Below are 20,024 nucleotides of genomic sequence, written 5' to 3'. Positions count from 1 at the left end.
CGTCAGTCCGGCAGTTCCGCGTCGGGGAAGGCCTGCTGCTGGTAGCCGCCGCGCAGGGTGCCCTCGATGTAGGCGGCCTTGCAGGCGCGGCGGGCGATCTTGCCGCTGGAGGTGCGGGGGATGGATCCGGCCGGGACGAGCAGGACGTCGCGGACGGTGACGCCGTGCCGTGCCGAGATGGCGGCGCGGACCTCGTCGGCGATGGGCTGCGGATCTGCCTTGCCCGCGCCCGGGGCGCGCTCGGCGACGATGACGAGTTGCTCGGCGCCGTCCTCGGGATCCTTCGTCAGCGCAGAGCCGCTGAAGTCGAAGACGATGTCCGGGAGCTGGTTGAGCGGGACCGAGAAGGCGGCGACGAAACCGGGGCGCAGTGCCTTGCTGGATTCCTGCGCCGAGAACTCGAGGTCCTGCGGGTAATGATTGCGGCCGTCGACGATGACGAGGTCCTTGACGCGGCCGGTGATGTACAGCTCGCCGTCGTGGTAGACGCCGAAGTCTCCGGTGCGCATCCAGTTGGCGCCGTCCGGGGCACCGTCGGCGTGCGAGCCGGTCGCGATGCGGCTGACGAGCTTGTTGTGGAACGTCTCCGTGGTCTCGGTGTCGCGACCCCAGTAGCCCTGACCGATGTTCTCGCCGTGAAGCCAGATCTCGCCGACGTGGTCGTCGGCCTGTTCGGTCGCGGAGTCCGAGTCGACGATCGCTGCCCACTGACTACGAGCGACGGTGCCGGTCGAGACCTGCGGGATCGCGCCCGGGGCGTCGGCGTCGACGACGACGAAGTTGCCTGCGTTGAGCTCGGTGCGGTCGACGTAGACGACCTTGGCCTCGTCGGCATGCTTGCTGGTGGAGACGAACAACGTCGCCTCGGCCATGCCGTAGGACGGCTTGATGGCCGACTTCGGCAGGCCGTACGGGCCGAACGCGTCGTTGAACTTCTTCATCGACGTGGTGGTGACCGGCTCGCTGCCGTTGATGAGGCCGATGACGTTGGAGAGGTCGAGCTTCTCGCCGTTCTTCGGCAGTCCGCGCTGCGCAGCGTGCTCGAACGCGAAGTTCGGGGCGGCAGCGAAGGTGCCTGCACCGTCGGAGACCGCGGCGAGTTCCTTGATCCAGCGCCACGGCCGCTGCACGAACGCGCGGGGGCTCATGATGGTGATGTACTTGCCGCCCAGCGCGGGCAGGATGACCGTCAGCAGGCCCATGTCGTGGAACATCGGCAGCCACGTGACGCCGCGCGAGTCCTCGTTGATCTCCATGCTGTCGACCATCTGCAGCGCATTGACGCCGACCGCGCGGTGCGTGATCTCCACGCCTGCGGGGACGCGGGTGGAGCCGGAGGTGTACTGCAGGTACGCGATGTCGTCGAGCTTGGCGGCGGGCTCGACCCAGGTCTCGCCGACGCTGTCCGGGATGGCGTCGACAGCGATGACGCGGGGGCGCTCCTTGGCGGGGAGTGCACGGAAGAAGGCGCGGACACCGGCCGCGGAGTTGGTGGCCGTCAGGATCGCGGTAGGGCTGCAGTCGCCGAGGACCGCGTGCAGACGGTCGGTGTGACCGGGCTCGTCGGGGTCGAACAGCGGCACGGCGATGGTGCCTGCGTAGATGGCGCCGAAGAATGCGACGACGTAGTCGAGGCCCTGCGGAGCAAGAATTGCGACGCGATCACCGGGCTGGGTGACCTGCTGCAGCCGTGCTGCCACCGCGCGAAGACGCTTGCCGAACTCGACCCAGGTGAGCTCGTGTGCTTCACCGTCACGTTCGCGGGAGTAATCCATGAACCGATAGGCAAGAGTGTCGGCGTTCTCGGCGACGTTCACCTCGACGTGGCGGACGAGCGTCTTGCCTTCGGCGATGGTGATGTGGCCGTTCTCATCGATGTAGTCATCGAATGTGTGGCTCATGGTGTTCGTTTCTCCTCCGACGGTGTCCGCTGCGATTGCGCTTCCCGAAGCTGGCGCCCCGGAGCTCTTTCGGCCCGCGCCCCGACTTCCTTTTCACTCACGACTCGCACCCGAACTGCGTGAATATTACTAGCTGGTAGCTTGCCTCACGGCAAATACTTGCTGTCTTCGTCATGCTCCTCCGAAACGGCGGCGCATGCCCGGAAGACACGTCCTTCGGTCACTCGCCTTTCAACAGGTCGATGACCGGAGCGAACGCTTCCATCTGAGTGGGGAAAACCCCGACATAGGACATCGTCGTTTTCGCGCGAACGTTACGGATTTGATCTGCGATCTCCTCGTATGTCCCGAATGCGAGGTACGGCGACGTCAGGATGTCCTCGACGCTCAGCTTCACGTCCACGTCGACGTTGGGCGGATATCCGTTGTCCAATGCGGCGAGCGCCATCTCCGCCATCTGCTCGCGATCGTCGGTGACGACGATGGTCGTGATGGCCCAGTTCAGTTCGATCTCGTCGAAGCGATCCCCGGCTGCTGCGCGAATGAGCTCGACGCGTTCGAGGGTTTGCTCGAGCGTCATACCGGAGAGCTTGAGCTTGCCTTCCTTCGTGCTGGCCGGAACCACCGAGATGATGTCCGCGTACTTGGCCGCGAGCGCGAGCATGCGAGGGCCGCCGCCACCGACACAGATGGGAGGACGAGGTCCCTGCCGCGGACGAGGGCTGCCCTTGAGTCCGGAGATCTGGAAGTGCTTGCCCTCGAAGTTGCACTCCTTGCCGCGAAGCAAGGTGTCGAGGATCTCGAGGCTCTCCTCCAGCTTCTCGATGCGGATACCGGGCTTGTCGTACTGGATGCCCGCCTTGTCGTACTCGTCGCGCATCCAGCCCGCGCCGAGACCGAGCTCGAGGCGACCGCCGGACAGCACGTCGATGGTGGCGGCGTCCTTGGCGAGAATCGCCGGATGCCGGAAGCCGTTGGCGAGGACAGCCGTACCGAGCCTGATCTTGTCGGTCGCGACGGCCAGGGCGCCCAGCGCAGCGATCGGCCCGACCTGGTTGCCCAGGTGATCGGGGATCATGAAGCTGTCGTACCCGAGCTCCTCCGCCTGCTGAGCCAGCTTGACGAACTTACGCGCCCCGCCCTCCTCCGCGTTGCCTTCTCCGCCTGCCGCGAATCGGAACTTGCGCAGTGCCGTGACGTGCCCTTCTGCGGGCAGATCGGGGGCCTGGGCAGAACACATGTATAGGTCTCCTCGTGCGGTCATCTTCGGTGCCCAGCGCCAATCGCCAGCTGGTCCAAGGCGCCACTCTATCTGCTCACGACATGGGAATACACTTCGCGGGGTACGCCGGGACCACCTTTGTGCGTATTCCTCAGGTGCCCCGAGGCGACCTTGTGAGAACTACACGGGGTGCATCAGGAGTGCGGAATCTCCGGCGCCGACGAGATCAACCCGGCCGCCCAGCCCGCCGTCCACTGCGTCGACGTCGTGCCTGCATCGTCGACGACGAACGAGTTGTACGACGCGTGGACCGGGTTGCCTGCCGCACCCGCGAGGATGCCGATGCTCTGCGGAATGTTGCGCAGCGACAACCCTTCCGAGGGTGCCGCACAGATGAGGTCGCCCGCCGCGCAGATCTGATTCACGCGGTCGTTCAACGCTCCGAAACCGTCCGGACGCGCACCCGTCATCGTGATTCCCGGAAGGTCGAGACCACCGAGCGCGACCTCGGCACCGACGCCGTCGACGGGCGGTCCGATATCTGTTCCCGACGTGCCGTCGCGCCTACCGTCGGCGATCAACGTGACACCGAGGACCTTGTCCGCGGCGACGGGGCCGTTGCCCGCACCGATGTCGGCGGCGATGTCCCCGGCGATGACCGCACCCTGGGAGAAGCCGGCGAGAACGTAGCTCGTCAACGGGCAGCGATCGCTGACGCGAGCCAGTTCGGCTCTGGCCGCGGCGGTGCCTTCGGTCCTGCTGTTGTTGTAGGACTGTTGCCCGTCCGGTGGGAACGCGATCGGGTTGGAGAACTGAGCGACGTACGGAACCGTGTACACGCTCGCCCGCGACGGATCGAACTGTTCCTGCAGCGGGCGGGTCACGTTCAGCATCAGCGACGCCGGGTTGGCCGTCGGGTTGTACGGATCGTCGCCGACGGCCGACTCCCACGTTCCCGGAATCGCGATGACCGCGACGTCGGCGCAATCGGCGGGCTGCGACTGCGGCTGATCGGGCCCTGGCCCCGGCAGAGGCGACGGGATCTCCTTCGGGAGACGTCCGGCCAGCAGGTACCACAGGGCTACGACGATCAGCCCGAGAACGACCACCACTGCGAGCAGCTTCGGCAGCAGCCTTCTCTTGCGCTTCGTTCGATTGGCCATCGACGTGTCCGTCAGGCCTTGCAGATGGTGTTCTGAGCGGACGCGATGTAGACCTGCGCGGTCTCACCTGCCTGCTCCGCGGACATCTGGGTGCCGGCGGCACTCGCCTCCACACCGACGTTGGCGGTCACGAACGTCGCGATCTCGTCGGCGGGCACGCCCTGGGACTGGGCGGAGCAGATGTACGACGCCGTCGAGATGGCGATCTCACCGTTGCCCGCAACTGTGACGCCCTGCTTCTCGAGCTCGTCGAGGAACGCCTGGCCCCGCGCGTCGACGGGTGCCTCCGTCGGCCCGGGGAATCCCTCGGGCACCGGCTGCGGCTGCTCCGGCGGTGCGGTCGCCGCATCGCCGGGGCTGGTCGTCGGAGCCGCACTCGACGTCTCCTGCGACGAGGTTGCCTCCGCGCTGGTCGTCTCCGCCGCCGTGGTGGTCGATGACGTGGACGGTGACCCGGTCGCGGTGGAGTCGTCGCTACCGCAGGCGACGAGCAGGCCGCCCGCGGCGACGCTCAGTACCGCCAGGGACAGTGTCCGGGAAAGAGAAGTGCGCATGATGGAGAGTCCTTCGACGTTTCGTTGGGACCATGACCCGGAGGTCGATGGGTTCACGACCGGGCGGCCGGACGGACGACGACAAACCGAGACGCTACCGACGGCCACTGAGAGAACTCTGAGGGACCCTGCAGGAGCCGACGTGCCGCGACGTCACGGCGCGATGGTCACCTTGCCGTCCTTGACGGTGATGATGCCGAACTGGAAGTTCTGCTGGATTCCGCCGCCGTCCATCTCGAACTGATCGCTCGTGACGTAGCCCAGCCGGCCGGCTTCGTAGCCGACGCTCTTCCACGCGTCGAAAATCTCGCCGTTGCGGATCGCCCAGGCGCCGGTCAGGGGGCTCCAGTAGATGTTGCCGCCCTCGAACTCGTTGAACCTGCCGCCGTCCCTGATCGGGCCGAGCTCGCTGGTCTTCGGGAAGCCGAGTGGCCCGTTCTCCCACCCGATCTGGCCGTACTTTCCGAGGATCATGCCCTGCACGGAATGCGTACCGAGATCAGGGTTCCAGTACATCGCACCGATCTCGAATCCCTGGACCGCGCCGGGCTTCGACGGTGTGGCGACCTCGTCGAGCACCGGGTAGCCGAGCGGCCCGGCCTCGTAGCCCTGGCGCGCCCATTCGTCGAGGATGGCTCCTCGTACGGCGTGCGCGCCGGTCTGCGGCGTGAAGTAGACCATGCCGTTCTGGAAAGCATTGGCTCGTCCGCGGCCGTCGGGGGTTCCGAACTCACCGGTCTTCGGGAAGCCGAGGGGACCCGCAGGCCCACCCGAACCCTGGTAGTTACCGCCGATGGCTCCGGCAACGACCTGAGCGCCGGTGTCCTGGCTGAAGAACACGCGACCGAACCGGAAGTCCTGTGCACGGCCACCCGCGACGTTGTACTCCGCCGTCAGGCAGTCGCCCAGCCAGGAGTTCGCTCCCGCGGCGTTTCCGATTGCTCCGGCGACGCTGCACGACGGCTTGTCCGCCTCGACGTCGAGCGCGCTCGCGAGCTGCGGCCACAGTTGCTTGAGCTCGAACTCCCAGTACTCCCAGGTGTGCAGTCCCGACGGGCGGTAGACCACCTGAGCGGGGATGCCGAGTTTGTTGAGCTTGGTCGCGAACGTCTGCGACGTCAGGCGGGACAGGATCTCGAGGCCCATGCCGGCGTAGTTGGAGCTGACGCCGGGGATGCCCGACGGCGGATCGTACGGTCCGGCAACGCCGTTGCCGCTCGAGACGTACAGGCTCACGCCCTTCAGCTTCTCCGCGAGAAGGTACGGATCATGTTGTGCCCACAGGTCGTTCGACGGTGCGCCCCACATCGCCTTGGAGTCGAAACCACCGGCGTCCGCCATCGCGTACTGGATTGCCTGCGGCATTCCGAGGGTCGTGGTCGTCAGCATTCCGGAGAGCGACCCGGCGAACTTGAAGAAGCCTTCGTTACGAGCAGCGAGGAACATCGCAGCGGTGCCGCCCATCGACAGGCCCACGACGCCGCGGGTCTGGTTGGTGCGCCAGCTGCTTTCGAGAATCGGCGGGAGTTCCTTCGTCAGGAACGTCTCCCACTGGTAGTTCTTGCCGTTGTCCTGGTCCACCCAGTCCGAGTAGAAACTCGACTGCCCACCGACCGGCAGGACGACGTTGACGTTCTTGTCCGCGAAGTAGGACTCCGCGTCGGTCTCGGCGGTCCAGCCGTTCTCCATGTCGGTGGCACGCAGACCGTCGAGCATCCACACCGACGGGAACGTCGCCTGGGGGTTGATGTTCCAGTCACGAGCGAGCAGGAGCTGAACCTGGATGGGCGTTCCCATCGACGGGGAGTCGATCCAGAGGGCCACGCGGCGGTCGGACAGCCAGTCGACGGCCGTGACGCTCGCACCGGACGGGGCCTGAGTCTGCGACGGCGCGGTCAGGGCCGTCGGCGCGGCCTGAGCGATGCCTGCGGCTCCGAACGGGGAGATCAGCGCAGCAGCGACGACTGCAGCCGTCGCCATCCGGCGAGCTCCTGCTTTCGTGGATTTTGCTTGCCAGGCCGCCGTTCCGGCCGTTCGACCCCGGCCGAACCTGTTGGACCCAGTACGCATGGTGGTGACTCTCTTTCTCTTACCTGATCAAGTCCGCACCGAACGCATGAGTCGCAGACTTGTAGTTCTCAAGTCTTTCTACACGCGAAGTGCGTCGGTCAGGCCGAGGCTCGCTGTGACTGATGGTGCAATTGTGAATCAGGAATCGTCGAGATCCCGACGACACTGCTGATCGAGGCCGGAAACGCACCGATGCCGCCCTGCGCACGGCAGGACGGCATCGGCGAGAGAAGCACAGGTCAGGCGTTCAGAGCCTCGAGGATCTGGCCACGAGCCTTGAACAGCTCGGCGGACCAGTAGGGCCAGCTGTGAATGCCGTTGCCCGGGAAGCTGAAGGTAGCCGGGATTCCGAGCGTTGCCAGGCGGACCTGGAATGCGCGGCTGTTGGCCAGTGCGAGAGCTTCCAGTGCCATGCCGTTCGCGGTGTTGTAGAAGTCGATCGGGGCGCGCGGCTTGTCGAACTCACCGGGCAGACCCGATGCGGCGGAGACGTACAGCGACAGTCCACGAAGCTCGGGAGCGAACACGAACGGATCGTTGCGCAGCCATGCCGGGCTCCACGGAGGTCCCCACATGGAGTCGACGTTGAACCAGGACTGGCTCAGCATCGCGACACGAATGGCTTCACGCATGCCGGGAGCGGAGATGTTGAGGTAACCGGAGAACGAGCCGGCGAACTTGAACTGATCGCGGTGGTACGCGGCCAGCGTCAGTGCAGCCGAGCCGCCCATGGAGATTCCCAGAACGGCGTTGTTGGAGCGCGAGACTCCGTAGCCCTCGAGGAAGGCAGGCAGATCCTGCGTCAGGAACGTCTCCCACTTGTAGGTGACTTCCTGGCCGTTGAGGTTCGACGCCGCGTACCAGTCGCTGTAGAAGCTGGCCTGGCCACCGACCGGCATGACGAGGGTGACGTCGTCGCCTGCGAACTGGTCCTGGGCGTTGGTCTCGAAGGTCCACGCGTTGCGATCGTCGCGGGCGCGGAGGCCGTCGAGCAAGTAGAGGGCGGCGTTGCCACCGCGAGCGGCCCACTGGACCTGGACCTTGATCGGCCCCATTTCGGACGGTACCCAGAGATCTTCACGTCCACCGGCAGGAGCCTTGTGCACGACCGCGGTGGGCGCTGCAACTGCTGCTGCTCCACCGACGACACCGGCTGCGAGAGGAAGGACCAGCGCTGCTGCGCCGAGTCCGAGCAGTCGCTGCCGCCATCGTTTGGTCACACTCGGCTTGTTCGAGGGGCCGGAAAATCGCATGGATCGTGCTCTCTCTCGTTCTGCTGCGGTCTCCGCGATCTGCGGCCCCCGGCATTCCAACAGGGCTGTCTTCGGCCCCGTCGGGCCGTAGTACTGGGTATGAAGTTGTGAAGCGCACACGTCCAGTGGACATACGCACCGAAGGGAGGTTATTCCACTCCTTCGCCCCGAAGCAAAACTGTGATCTGCATCTCGTGCTTGCTTCGAGGGCGATATCAGACTGTGACACTATCCCGCGCGACCGCCGCAGGCCACCCTGTCAAACCAGTGATTTCTCACAAAACAAGGTGGCCTGCGGGTGTCGAGCGGGCAGAATCAGCCGATGTTCGCGCTGAGATCCGGTGCCATGATGTGCGCCTGCTCCTGCCAGTAGCCCCACTGGTGGGTGCCGACGGCAGGGAACGCATATGTGACATTGTTCGCACCGATGCTCGCCATGCGAATCTGGAACGCGCGGCTGTTCGCCAGTGCGATCGCCTCGAGGCCCATTGCATTGCCGGTGTTGTAGTAGTCGATGAAGCTGCGCGGGCGGTCGAGACCACCGGGCAGACCACTACCTGCGAAGACCCACACTCGGGTGCCGTTGTCACGCAGACGCGGAGCGAAGACGAACGGGTCGTTGCGCAGCCACGCCGGATCCCACGGAGGACCCCACATGGCGTCGATGTTGTAGCGACCGGAATCCAGCAGCGCCACTCGCATGGCCTCGCGCATTCCGGGTGCCGAGATGTTCAGATAACCGGACAGCGAACCCGCGTAGGAGAACTGATCCGGGTGGTACGCCGCCAGCGTCAACGCCGCGCTTCCGCCCATGGAGATGCCGACGACGCCGTTGCGGTTGGGATTGAACCCGAGACGGTCCCGCAGGTTGTTGCGCAGGTTCTGCGTCAGGAAGGTCTCCCACTTGTACGTGGACTTCTGACCGTTGAAGTTCGAGGGCGCGTACCAGTCCGAGTAGAAGCTGGACTGTCCACCGACAGGCTGAACGACGTTGATGTTCCACGACGCAAGGTAGGCACCTGCGTCGGTCTCGTGCTCCCAACCGGAGATGTCGTTGGTGGCGCGGAGTCCGTCCAGCAAGTAGACGACGCGGTCGGTGTTGCCGTCGGCCGCACGCCAGATCCTGCTCTTGATCGGGCCCATGCTCGAATCGGTCCAGAAATCCTGGGCACCGGGATCGAACGCGGCGCTGGCGGTCGCACCTGTTCCGACCACGGCCAGACCGAGCGGCAGTGCAACAGCCATCACCAGAGATGTAGCTATCCGGCGGAGGCGCCCCCCGGCACCCTTCTTCGTTCTACCCAGCATGCATTCGACCTCTCAGCAGTGTCGGTGAACCGCGCAGTCACTGCACGTAACACCCGTTTCGGCGGTCATGCCCCTCCATCGACGCTCATCGAGAGCGCTGACCCGGCCGACAGACCAGGGGCAGTCACACATATCTTTCGCATACATCGTCCGTGAGGCGCTGTCCGTTACCGAAATGAGATATCCCATCTTGGCGACGAACGGATTGCGACGCGACCCGATCGACTAATTGTGACCTTCCAGAATCGGAGGCTCCAAACCACATCGTTGTATTTCGTATTCCGGAACGCGATCGAATCGATATCCGGCGTAGAACAGCGACCGCTTGATGTTGCGAACGAACAATTCCTTCGTCAACGGCGCCCGGTACGACGCGATGAGCTCCTGCGTGTCCGCGCAGGACAACGCGACGCGAGCCTGCGTCACCCAGTCCTCGTCCATGTACCACGGCAGATACGGGTGCTCTCCGACCATTCCGAGATCCGCGACGACCCAGTCCGGGTACAGGTTCTTGTCGTGACCGATGCGGCCGTTCTCCAACCTTTCGGTGTGCGACGCCAGCGGGTACGCCAGACCCATCTGGTCGATCACCCGAACGTCGAGGCCGACGTTCATGCTGGTCATGCCCAAGTTGAGGAAGAACACCGTGTGGCCGGCGCCGCCGGGAGGAATCGGCAACGGTGGCGGTACGACATCCCAGTAGGTGAACTGTGCGCTCGGCAGCAGCAGACCGCCGTCCGGGGTGTTGTCGATGGCTTCGACCATGGCGCGCATGCGTGGGTAGTCCAGGTAGTCCGACGCCAGGATCGGATGCGCATGACCGGTGTTGAGCGCGTAGAACGCACGCTCGTCGACGATGCCGGATCTTCCGACGATCGAGCCCTCGGGCATACCCGTCGTGTTCGCCGCGAAGAACGCCCACACGACCGTCGTGACCCACACGAGACCTCCGACGGCGAAGACGACCACCTGACGGACGTCGGACATGCTCGTCGGGACTCGGAGCGGTACGACCGCCACCGGCAGCAGAAGGGTGAAGAGGGCGGGCAACAGGGTCCGTCCGTGCATGAAGTCGCCGCCGACGCGCACCGCGTAGACCAGCGACAGCACGCCACCCACCAGAACGAACACGACGACGGCCGTCGGGCTGCGGAGCCAACCCTGCGCGTCACGGATGGTGCGCGGAACCGTCGGGCGCGACGAGGACACCACACCCGCGAGCAGGAGAAGGATCAGTGGGAGCCACAGCATGTACGGGCCGAGCAGGTTCCACAGGTAGTCGAACCCCTGCGCCCACTTGGCTCCGCCTGCATCCTTGGACACCGCGGTGTTGGGATACGGCAGACCGTAGTAGCCCATCCGCCAGATCTGGTACAGCACCGGCGTCGCACCCGCGACAGCGAAGACGAGGACGCGACTCGGCCAGCTCTGCCGGGCCAGGAAGATCATGACGAGCGACAGACCGGACAGGATCACCAGCTCCGGACGCACCAGCGGGCCGAGGCCGGCCCAGAACGCCAGGAACAGCACGCCCACGGTGCTGGTGTCCCGAGTCGCCCAGCGCACCATCAGCAGCCACAGCACGGCGATCCAGAAGATCACCAGGCAGGTCTCGAGCCCGGACGTCGCGAAATCACGTGCCGGAGGAACCGCGATGTAGACGAGCACCCCGGCCGGAAGGAACGCGGTGATGCCGCCGGTCCAGCGACCGGCGCGATGCAGCGTGAACGTTCCGATCATGGCCACTGCGACGGCTGCAGTCGACAGGACGAGCGCGATCGTGAGCACCACGTACTCGAGGCGCACCTCGCTGAGCCAACTGCCCGCGTACACCAGGTAGGTCCAGATGGTGCTCGTGTTCGTCTCGACGCGTTCGCCTGCGTTGAACACCGGCCCGTTGCCCGCCAACAGGTTGCGCACCGTGCGGAGGACGATCAGCCCGTCGTCGGCGATCCAGCGCCGTTCCCAGGCCCCGATGAAAAAGAGCACCGACGTCACGATGACGCCGACGGCGAAGATCGCCTTGCTCGTCAGGCCCCCGCGCGAAGCCTGCTGATCTACCTCAGCCGGCGACGTATACAGCGACACCGACTACTCCGATCCACGCAAGAGCCAGCACCTGCAGCACCCTGTCGCCGAGCGCGATCTCTTCGGGCTCACCGGCCTGCCCACCGTCGACATCCACCGCGTAGCGCAGGATCGCGATCGTGAACGGAATCATCGAGATGGCGAACCAGTTCGTGTTCGTCTCGGCGTCTTGTTCGAAGGCCCACAGTCCATAGCAAATCACGACTGCCGTGGCGGAGAGCGTCCAGACGAAGCGAAGGTAGGTGGTGGTGTAGTTCTCGAGAGACTTGCGGATCTTCGCGCCGGTGCTCTCCGCGAGCTGAAGCTCGGCGTAGCGCTTGCCTGCGGCCATGAACAGCGAACCGAACGCCATGATCAACAGGAACCACTGCGACAGCGGAATCGACGCGGCGACGCCACCGGCGATCGCGCGCAGCAGGAAGCCCGACGACACGATGCAGATGTCCAGCACGGCCTGATGCTTGAGGCCGAAGCAGTACGCCAGCTGGATCGCGATGTAGACGCCGATGACCAGCGCGAGCTTCCAGTTGGCGATGAACGACAGGCCGATCGCACCGCCCAGGCACACCACAGCCATCGCGTACGCGAGGTTGACCGGAAGGACACCCGCGGCGATCGGACGGAAACGCTTGGTGGGGTGGGCCCGGTCGGCTTCGACGTCCATCGCGTCGTTGACGAGGTAGACACCCGACGCCGCGAGGCAGAACACGACGAACGCCAGCGCGACCGGCGCCAGCACATCGGCCTGCGTCACCGAACCAGCGGCGAGCGGCGCCGCGAGAACGAGAACGTTCTTGACCCACTGACGTGGACGAAGCGCCTTGATCACACCGTCGAGCAGATTCTTCGGTGGCGCTCCGACGGCGGTGGCTTCCTCGCTCATTTGTCTCCTTCGAACTTGCACACTGCGGCTGCAGACAAAGCGCCGAGCGCAGATCCTGCAAGAACATCTGTGGGGTAATGCACGCCGAGCACCAGCCGCGACAGCAACATCGGCGGTACCAGGACCGCAGGCAAGGGTAGCCCCGTCAACCGACCGAGCAACACGGCGGCTGCTGTGGTCGACGTGGCGTGCGAGGACGGGAAGCTGAGCTTGCTCGGTGTCGACACGTTGATCTTCACCGACGGATCGTTGGGACGAGGGCGCCTGATGATGCGCTTGACGACTATCGACGCGGCGTGCGCGCCGACTGCTCCGACGGCCACTCCCGCCCACTGCCTGCGCCGCCCGGGATCGGCGACGGCGCCGATGCCTGCCACAGCCACCCAACCGAGTGCGTGCTCGCCGAAGTGGGACATGCCCCTCGCGACCGACACCACGCCGGGCTGTGCACCGATCGTCGACTGGATCGCCGACAGGACGCGCACCTCGGCGGCGGATTCGGTCTGGTTCTTACGCCTCGTAACGAAAGACACGTTCCCAGGTTTCCTTACTGGTGAGGTGAGGGACGGCGTCGCGGTAGCGACCCTTCAGTTCGGGGAACCGGCGCGACAACTCGGCTCGCAGCGACATCGCTTCCTTCAGCAGCGCTGCTGCCTTGTCTCGGTCGCGCTGGCGGTAGACGACCCCTCGCCCGTCGGCGGTGGTGACGGTGACGCCGTCCACCTGCGACAGCAGGAACCAGCGAGCGTCGAGTGTCGGGACATTGAGCTGCGGGCGCTCGTGGTGCCGCTCGTGTGCGGGCCGGACATTGTGCAGCAGTCCCGACGCGAGGCGCTTGACCTTCGCGAGCGGGTTCTTCGGCTCGCCGACGGCTCCGACTTCCTCACCGGATGCGTGCGGCAGTTCCGTCGAGGATCCGACGACGACGGCGTCGGGATAGGTCTTGCGCAGTGCGTGCACCTCGCCGAGCGACGTGGGGAGGATGTCGAGGATGTGCTCGGGTCCGGCGAGGAAGTCGCGGATCGCCTTGTTCTGGATCGCGACGGTGGAGTACTCCAGGCACAGTAGGTGCTTGACGGTCGCCTTGACGGTGTCGACCACGATGCCGCGTCCGTTGCCCGGAGCGTGCAGCGCGGCGACCACCAGGCGGTTGCGGAGGTGGAAGTACGCCTGCCAGTCGATGGCGTCGTCCTTGTCGCTCCACGCCATGTGCCAGATCGCGGCACCCGGCAAGGTGACCGTCGGATATCCGGCTTCCCGTGCGCGCAAACCGTATTCGGCGTCGTCCCACTTGATGAACAGCGGCAGCGGTTGGCCGATCTCCTCGGCGACGACGCGGGGGATCATGCACATCCACCAGCCGTTGTAGTCGACGTCGATGCGGCGATGCAGCAGCTTCGACGAGCGCAGCGGGTCCTCGGAGAAATCGTGGTCGTACTCCACGTTCTGAGCGCCGGTCCACATGAAGTTGCCGCGGTTGATCACTTCACCCATGACGTGCAGGTGACTGCGCGCCTGCAGGTTCAGCATCTGACCGCCGACCAGGGTGGGGACCTTGGCGAACCGCGACATCGCGAGCGCACGCAGAATCGAGTCCGGCTCGATCTCGATGTCGTCGTCCATGAACAGGATGTGCTGCGCCGACGTGTTCTTCAACGCCTCGTACATGATGCGGCTGTATCCGCCGGAGCCACCGAGGTTCGCTTGATCGTGGACCGCCAACTTGCCGCCGAGACCGGCTGCGGCCTCGTCGAACCCGGGCTCGTCCTTGGCCTTGCGGGTGCCCTGATCCGGCATGATGACGGCCTCGACGACGTCGAGAACCAGCGGGTCCGAGCCAAGCGCGACAAGGGCTTTCACGGCGTCGGTGGGACGGTTGAACGTCGGGATGCCGACGGCGACGCTCGCCTCACCCGGTGCGTCGATCGGCGCGTACCAGCCGGCGCTCTCGAGAACGACCTCGGAGTCGGAGGTGATGTCGAACCAGATCCAGCCACCGTCCTCGAACGGACCGAGGTCGATCTCGAATTCCTGCGCCGCATCACTCGGGGTCACTTCGCGACCTTCGACGTGAATGCGAGACGCATCGGCTTTGGACCGGTAGACGTCGACTCGGCAGTGCCCGGAAACCTCGACACTCAGCACGACGGACTTCAGGATGCTGTAGCGACGCCAGTAGCTCGCCGGGAACGCGTTGAAGTACGTTGCGAAGGACACCTCGGACTCCGCACCGATGGCGACGGACGTACGCGAGACCGAGTGTGCCCGTCGGGCATTGGTTTTGGCTTCTTCGAGGTACAGGGTGCGTACGTCGAGCGGCTCCCCGGACCGCGGCAGCAGAATCCGCTGCAGCAGTGATTTGCCGAGAACAGGTGCTACGTCGGCGATTCCGTCGTCGAGCAGATGTTTGGCCGTCATTTGTCCCCCGCCAGCGACGCACCGGTCTCGAAATGCGGTGCGAGCGTGTTGTCGTACAGGTTCAGCGCACTGGCGATGGCCATGTGCATGTCCAGGTACTGGTAGGTGCCGAGCCGGCCACCGAACAGCACCTTGTTCGACGCGGTTTCCGCCTTGGCGCGGTTCCGGTACGCCTCGAGCTTCTGCCGGTCGTCGGGGGTGTTGATGGGGTAGTACGGCTCGTCGCCGCTCTCGGCGAACCGAGAGAACTCGCGCATGATGACCGTCTTGTCGGCCGGGTACTCCCGCTCGGGGTGGAAATGACGGAACTCGTGGATACGGGTGTAGCCGACGTCGCCGTCGTTGTAGTTCATCACCGGCGTTCCCTGGAAGTCACCCGTCGGCAGCACCTCGGTCTCGAAATCGAGTGTGCGCCAGCCGAGTTCACCTTCGGAGTAGTCGAAGTACGCATCCAGCGGGCCGGTGTAGACGATCGGCGCGTCCGGGCTTTCCTTCGTCAGTTCCTCGCGGACATCGAACCAATCGGTGTTCAAGCGAACCTCGATGAGGTCACTGGCCGCCATGTTCTCGAGCCACGCGGTGTAACCGTCGACGGGAAGACCCTCGTAGGTGTCGTTGAAGTAGCGGTTGTCGAAGTTGTAGCGCACCGGCAAACGCGTGATGTTGCCTGCCGGCAGATTCTTCGGATCGGTCTGCCACTGCTTGGCCGTGTAATCGCGGATGAACGCCTCGTACAGCGGGCGACCGATCAGCGAGATCGCCTTCTCCTCGAGGTTCTGCGCATCCTTCGCGTCGAACTCGCTGGACTGCTCCTCGATGAGAGCGCGAGCCTCCGCCGGCGAGTAGTACTTGCCGAAGAACTGAGAAATAAGGCCCAGCCCCATCGGGAACTGGTACGACTGGCCCTTGTGCATCGCGAACACACGGTGCTGATAGCTCGTGAACTCCGTGAACTTGTTCACGTACTCCCACACACGCTTGTTCGACGTGTGAAACAAGTGGGCACCGTACTTGTGGATCTCGATACCCGTCTCCGGCTCCGCCTCCGAATAGGCATTACCGCCCAGGTGGTGGCGACGATCCAACACGAGCACGCGCTTGCCCAACTGGGACGCTGCACGCTCCGCCACGGTCAGGCCGAAGAACCCCGATCCGACGACGATCAGGTCGAATCGGCCGGTCACGGATGCATCGGATGAGGTGGGCTCAGGGCTTACAGCAGTCACGGGCAACCAGGGTATCCGACAGCGGAGCATTCACTTCCCATGGTCACTCCTGCAGGCTCCGCTCCCGGCCTCCCATGGTCACTCCTGCAGGCTCCGCTCCCGGCCTCCCATGGTCACTCCCGAAAGACCCCGCAGGTACTCGTCAGCGCCGAGCACGCAGTACGTAGATATCCATCACCCAGCCGTGTCTAGCCTTCAGCTCGGCCCGGATCGACGCGATCTCGTCGATGACGTCGTCGAGAACGCCCGCCACCAACTTTTCATCTTCCGTTCCCAGGTTGGCACCCCAGTAGATGTCCCATGGCCGCGATCCGACCAACTCCCGGCAGGCCAAGCCGCCGTCGAGCATCACGACGAGATTGTCCGCACCCGCCGCGACGTCCTTCTGCAAAGCCCGGCCCGTGGTGATCACGATCGGTCCACCGATGCGGTTCAGCACGATCCGATGCGACGCCGCCAGCATCGACACACTGCTCACACCCGGCGTGACGTCGAACTCCACGCCCAACTGCTCGGCGACACGAATGGTGCTGTCGTAGAGCGACGGGTCACCCCACACCAGAAAGCCCACGACAGTGTCCGACGGCAGGCCGTCCAGGACCTCCCGGTACGCGCGCGCCCGGGCCTCGTGCCAGTCGGTCACCGCCGTGCCGTAGTCACTCGGCTTCCGATCCCGCGCCGGGTCCGGCACCTGAACGACGCGGTAGTCCCCCGTCACATGGCGCCGCAGAATCTCCGTCCGCGCCTCGGCCAGATCGCCGACGCCGTCGCCCTTGTCGGCAACGAGAAAGACATCCACCTGCTGGAGCTTCTCGATCGCCTGCACCGTCACCTGATCCGGATGCCCGCCACCGACACCGACGAGATGGGCCTTCATGTCCTGGCTCGATTCGCGTCGTACAAATGAGACTCCACAGCAAGCCTCTCGGGTCGTTCCCGTCCGGGCGTGCGGCCGAGGGCGGGGCCGACCAGAATCACCGCTGCTTGTCTCAATCCGGCGGCGTCGACCTGATCCGCGATGTCCGCGAGGGTGCCCGTCAACGTCAGCTGGTCCGGCTTGCTGGCGTGGAAGACGACGACGGCCGGGCAGTCGGCACCGTAGTACCCCGTCAACTCGTCGGCGAGCTGCCTCGTGCGAGTGATCCCCAGATGCAGCACGAGCGTCGACCCGGTCGCGGCGAACGCGGCCAGCTTCTCGCCGTCGGGCATCGCCGTCGAACGGGCATGAGCTCGCGTCAACACCACCGACTGGGCTACTTCCGGGACCGTGAGCTCGACGCGCAACTCGGCCGCAGCAGCCGCGTACGCGGGCACGCCAGGCGTGACGTCCCACGGAACACCCGCTTCGTCGAGACGCGCGGACTGCTCGGCGAGCGCCGAGTAGAGAGATGGATCACCCGAGCACAGCCGTGCGACGTCTTGGCCGCGCTCGTGCGCACCGACGAGTTCCGCGGTGATCCGGTCTAGGTCGAGCTTCGCGGTATCGACTTTCCGCGCGCCCGGAGGGCAGTGGTCCAGAATCGCGTCGTCTACGTAGGTACCTGCATAAACGCATACCGGGCTGGTGCGTAGATGCTCGACGGCTCGCAGCGTCAGCAGATCTGCCGCGCCCGGTCCTGCGCCGATGAAGTGAACAGTCACGGAACAAACCTATGCCGACGCGCCGTGGGCCGGTCAATCCATGAGGTGGCTAACTCTCAAGCTAAGGTTTAGCCTTGTGTCGGATGAGGTTGATGTGACTCCTGTGACAGAAGAGTAGTCAATCTCGAAGCAATTCGCAAGCCTGTTCGAATCGTGTCGGACAGGCACGCACCAACAACCAGGGAGTACCGCCTTGCACCGTCGAACGAAGCCGTCGATCGTTCTCGGCGCTGTCGCCTTGCTGGCCGTCGCGAGTCCCGTGGCGGTCTACAGCATTTCCGGCGACTCCGCGTCCACCGATGTTCGATCGGCAAACGAGACCACCCCTGTGACCGTGCCGACCAAGATCGTCGAAACAGCACTGACTGCGGCACCGGACATCGTCGTTCCTCTGCAGGAATTGACGGGTCTGCCGTTGCCCGACCTGCGCCTGTCCGATCTGAAGTACCTGCCGCTTCCGGACAACATCACCATCCCGCCGATCCAGATTCCCGAAATCCCCGGCATCACCGTGCCGTCCCCGACGAGCCCGTCGGCCCAGGCGCCGGTGCCGGGCCGCAACGACGTCGCGGCCCCGATCGCCCCGCCTGCTGAACTCCCGGCCGGCGACGACCCGGGCGCCCCGCTCGGAGCGGTCGTGAAGGAACTGCGTCAGGACGATCCGTTCAGCATGGTCGCGTTGACGTCGACCGCCGTGGACGGTGCCGTCGCGCAGGTTCGTCGCCAGCTCGACGACGGGTCCTGGGGTCCGTGGATCGCAACCGAGCCGATCGACACCGCAGCCAGCGACGTCGCGGCCGAGCCGGACAAGAAGGGCACCGAGCCCATCTTCGTCGGAGCCACGAAAGCCGTTCAGCTTCTTCTGACACCGCCTGCCACTCCCGCTGCGCCGGCACCCGACGCTGCACCTGCCCCCGCACCCGCGGCGGCACCAGCACCGGAACAGGAGCTGGGATACACCCCGGCATCGGTTTCGAAGCCGCTGCGTCAGCAGGACACCCCGGTGGCGGACGCACTGGCCGACATCAGCGCAGTGTTGATCCAGCCAGGCAGCTCCCCCGCCGATTCAGCGCTCGCCGACATCGCGACTCCGGTCGCGGGCAACGCAGGACCGAAGGTCATCTCGCGGTCGCAGTGGGGCGCCGACGAGTCGATTCGTTGCGCCACACCGACGTACGACGACTTCCTCGGCGGTGCGACGGTGCACCACACCGCCGGCAGCAACGAGTACTCCAAGAACGAATCGGCCGAGATCGTGCGGGCGATCTACGCCTACCACGCACAGACGCTCGGCTGGTGCGACATCGGCTACAACGTGCTCGTCGACAAGTACGGTCAGATCTTCGAAGGCCGCGCAGGCGGACTCGACCGTCCCGTCCAGGGCGCACACGCCGGTGGCTTCAACGAGAACACCATGGGCATCGCAATGATGGGCGACTACTCCAGTGAAGCACCGTCGACCGAAACCCTCGACTCGGTGGGCAAGTTCCTCGGATGGCGTTTGGGCAAAGCAGGTCTCGACCCACACGGTGAGACGACGATGACGAGCGAAGGCACCAACTTCACCTTCGTCGGCAAGGGCCAGAGCGTCGACCTGCCGGTCATCTTCGCGCACCGCGACGTCGGCAACACCGCATGCCCCGGTGACGGCGCCTACGCCAAGATGGACGAAATCCGCGACATCGCCGCCGCGAACCTCGGCGGCGGAGGAAGCGTCGACACCGCTCCGGCACCGTCCGACACGGAATCCGACACAACCACGGATTCGTCCCTGCCGACCTCCGACGCGAGCAGCACTCTGGGAGAAAACATTCCAGGACTTGTCGACGAGTTGGTTCGCCTCGCCAGTTCCAACCCCATCGCCCAGAAGTGGCTGGCATCCGGCGGCGAAACCGGTACCCTCGGCACCCCCGTCAGCGGCCTCGTCCAGGTCAAGGGCGGAGGCGAAGCCGCACAGTTCGCCAACGGCTCCATCTTCACTTCCCTTGCCGGCCAAGCCGTTGCCGTGATCGGAAAAATCTTCGAACAGTTCATGGCACTCGGCGGAGAGAACGGCGAACTCGGCTTGCCGACCACCGACGAATACCGCGTCCCCGAGGGTCTGCGCACCGACTTCGAAAACGGTTCACTGATCTTCAACGAGCTCACCGGCATCGTCACCACGGTCATCAAAACCTACAACGACACCTACGAGCAGCAGATGCAGAACCCCGTCGCAGCCCCGATCGAGCCGGCCCCGGCCCCGGAGCCCGCACCGGCACCGTAAATCACCACCCTCAGTCGAGCGGCGATTCGAA

The 20,024-nt window shown here is 65.2% G+C and carries 15 protein-coding genes; 1 reads left to right on the top strand and 14 read right to left on the bottom strand.

All coding sequences use genetic code 11. The features are described from left to right. Positions 1-2 precede the first annotated feature (2 nt). The 14 genes from fadD32 to H292_RS0113870 form a co-directional block, all read right to left on the bottom strand. Positions 3-1,901 carry a long-chain-fatty-acid--AMP ligase FadD32 gene (gene fadD32, locus H292_RS0113940; protein ID WP_019667133.1) on the bottom strand — a complete coding sequence of 633 codons (1,899 nt, stop codon included), beginning with the start codon at positions 1,899-1,901 and terminating at the stop codon, positions 3-5. 220 nt (positions 1,902-2,121) lie between these two features. Continuing rightward, positions 2,122-3,141, bottom strand: coding sequence for an LLM class F420-dependent oxidoreductase (locus tag H292_RS0113935; protein WP_019667132.1), 1,020 nt, complete (start codon positions 3,139-3,141; stop codon positions 2,122-2,124). Positions 3,142-3,317: 176 nt separating this feature from the next. After that, positions 3,318-4,286 carry a cutinase family protein gene (locus tag H292_RS0113930; protein WP_019667131.1) on the bottom strand — a complete coding sequence of 323 codons (969 nt, stop codon included), beginning with the start codon at positions 4,284-4,286 and terminating at the stop codon, positions 3,318-3,320. An 11-nt stretch (positions 4,287-4,297) separates the two neighbouring features. Then, positions 4,298-4,840: a DUF732 domain-containing protein gene (locus H292_RS0113925; protein WP_019667130.1), complete on the bottom strand. Its 543-nt coding sequence runs from the start codon at positions 4,838-4,840 to the stop codon at positions 4,298-4,300. A gap of 153 nt (positions 4,841-4,993) precedes the next feature. Then, positions 4,994-6,820: an alpha/beta hydrolase-fold protein gene (locus H292_RS0113920; RefSeq protein ID WP_019667129.1), complete on the bottom strand. Its 1,827-nt coding sequence runs from the start codon at positions 6,818-6,820 to the stop codon at positions 4,994-4,996. Positions 6,821-7,149: 329 nt separating this feature from the next. Next, positions 7,150-8,163, bottom strand: coding sequence for an alpha/beta hydrolase (locus H292_RS0113910; protein WP_027498814.1), 1,014 nt, complete (start codon positions 8,161-8,163; stop codon positions 7,150-7,152). A 315-nt stretch (positions 8,164-8,478) separates the two neighbouring features. Then, positions 8,479-9,471 (bottom strand): alpha/beta hydrolase, encoded by a 993-nt coding sequence (locus H292_RS0113905; protein WP_026348133.1) that lies wholly within the window; start codon positions 9,469-9,471, stop codon positions 8,479-8,481. A gap of 225 nt (positions 9,472-9,696) precedes the next feature. Continuing rightward, the gene (gene zomB, locus H292_RS0113900; protein ID WP_019667125.1) at positions 9,697-11,559 is read right to left on the bottom strand and encodes a flagellar motor control protein ZomB; all 1,863 of its coding nucleotides are present in this window, start codon (positions 11,557-11,559) and stop codon (positions 9,697-9,699) included. Continuing rightward, the gene (locus tag H292_RS0113895; RefSeq protein ID WP_019667124.1) at positions 11,534-12,442 is read right to left on the bottom strand and encodes a decaprenyl-phosphate phosphoribosyltransferase; all 909 of its coding nucleotides are present in this window, start codon (positions 12,440-12,442) and stop codon (positions 11,534-11,536) included. Before H292_RS0113895 ends, zomB begins: the two co-directional genes overlap by 26 nt. Further along, the gene (locus H292_RS0113890) at positions 12,439-12,975 is read right to left on the bottom strand and encodes a phosphatase PAP2 family protein (RefSeq protein WP_170949282.1); all 537 of its coding nucleotides are present in this window, start codon (positions 12,973-12,975) and stop codon (positions 12,439-12,441) included. Before H292_RS0113890 ends, H292_RS0113895 begins: the two co-directional genes overlap by 4 nt. Next, a complete protein-coding gene (locus tag H292_RS0113885) occupies positions 12,953-14,860 on the bottom strand; it encodes a glycosyltransferase (RefSeq protein ID WP_020111800.1) in 1,908 nt (635 codons plus the stop codon). The genes H292_RS0113890 and H292_RS0113885 overlap by 23 nt, the downstream gene beginning before the upstream one ends. After that, positions 14,857-16,116, bottom strand: coding sequence for a UDP-galactopyranose mutase (gene glf, locus H292_RS0113880; RefSeq protein WP_371828926.1), 1,260 nt, complete (start codon positions 16,114-16,116; stop codon positions 14,857-14,859). The genes H292_RS0113885 and glf overlap by 4 nt, the downstream gene beginning before the upstream one ends. Before the next feature lie 112 nt (positions 16,117-16,228). Beyond that, on the bottom strand, positions 16,229-16,963 hold the full coding sequence (cobF, locus tag H292_RS0113875) for a precorrin-6A synthase (deacetylating) (protein ID WP_020111799.1): 735 nt from the start codon (positions 16,961-16,963) through the stop codon (positions 16,229-16,231). Beyond that, positions 16,960-17,727, bottom strand: a complete 768-nt coding sequence (locus H292_RS0113870; protein WP_020111798.1) for a cobalt-precorrin-4/precorrin-4 C(11)-methyltransferase — start codon at positions 17,725-17,727, stop codon at positions 16,960-16,962. The genes cobF and H292_RS0113870 overlap by 4 nt, the downstream gene beginning before the upstream one ends. 193 nt (positions 17,728-17,920) lie before the next feature. Here H292_RS0113870 and H292_RS0113865 point away from each other — a divergent pair, with 193 nt between their 5' ends. Continuing rightward, complete coding sequence (locus tag H292_RS0113865; RefSeq protein ID WP_020111797.1) at positions 17,921-19,993, top strand: N-acetylmuramoyl-L-alanine amidase; 2,073 nt, start codon at positions 17,921-17,923, stop codon at positions 19,991-19,993. Positions 19,994-20,024: the final 31 nt, after the last annotated feature.

It is taken from the genome of Rhodococcus sp. 114MFTsu3.1 (genome assembly GCF_000383555.1).
Taxonomy (GTDB): domain Bacteria; phylum Actinomycetota; class Actinomycetes; order Mycobacteriales; family Mycobacteriaceae; genus Rhodococcoides; species Rhodococcoides fascians_E.
The sequence above is the reverse complement of the archived record's forward strand: the minus strand, read 5'-3'. Positions and strand labels throughout refer to the sequence as shown.

Coding starts and splice junctions, on each gene's coding strand:
- fadD32 (WP_019667133.1), bottom strand. CDS start 1,901: ATGAGCCACACATTCGATGACTACATCGATGAGAACGGCCACATCACC.
- H292_RS0113935 (WP_019667132.1), bottom strand. CDS start 3,141: ATGTGTTCTGCCCAGGCCCCCGATCTGCCCGCAGAAGGGCACGTCACG.
- H292_RS0113930 (WP_019667131.1), bottom strand. CDS start 4,286: ATGGCCAATCGAACGAAGCGCAAGAGAAGGCTGCTGCCGAAGCTGCTC.
- H292_RS0113925 (WP_019667130.1), bottom strand. CDS start 4,840: ATGCGCACTTCTCTTTCCCGGACACTGTCCCTGGCGGTACTGAGCGTC.
- H292_RS0113920 (WP_019667129.1), bottom strand. CDS start 6,820: ATGGCGACGGCTGCAGTCGTCGCTGCTGCGCTGATCTCCCCGTTCGGA.
- H292_RS0113910 (WP_027498814.1), bottom strand. CDS start 8,163: ATGCGATTTTCCGGCCCCTCGAACAAGCCGAGTGTGACCAAACGATGG.
- H292_RS0113905 (WP_026348133.1), bottom strand. CDS start 9,471: ATGCTGGGTAGAACGAAGAAGGGTGCCGGGGGGCGCCTCCGCCGGATA.
- H292_RS0113895 (WP_019667124.1), bottom strand. CDS start 12,442: ATGAGCGAGGAAGCCACCGCCGTCGGAGCGCCACCGAAGAATCTGCTC.
- H292_RS0113885 (WP_020111800.1), bottom strand. CDS start 14,860: ATGACGGCCAAACATCTGCTCGACGACGGAATCGCCGACGTAGCACCT.
- glf (WP_371828926.1), bottom strand. CDS start 16,116: ATGCTCCGCTGTCGGATACCCTGGTTGCCCGTGACTGCTGTAAGCCCT.
- cobF (WP_020111799.1), bottom strand. CDS start 16,963: ATGAAGGCCCATCTCGTCGGTGTCGGTGGCGGGCATCCGGATCAGGTG.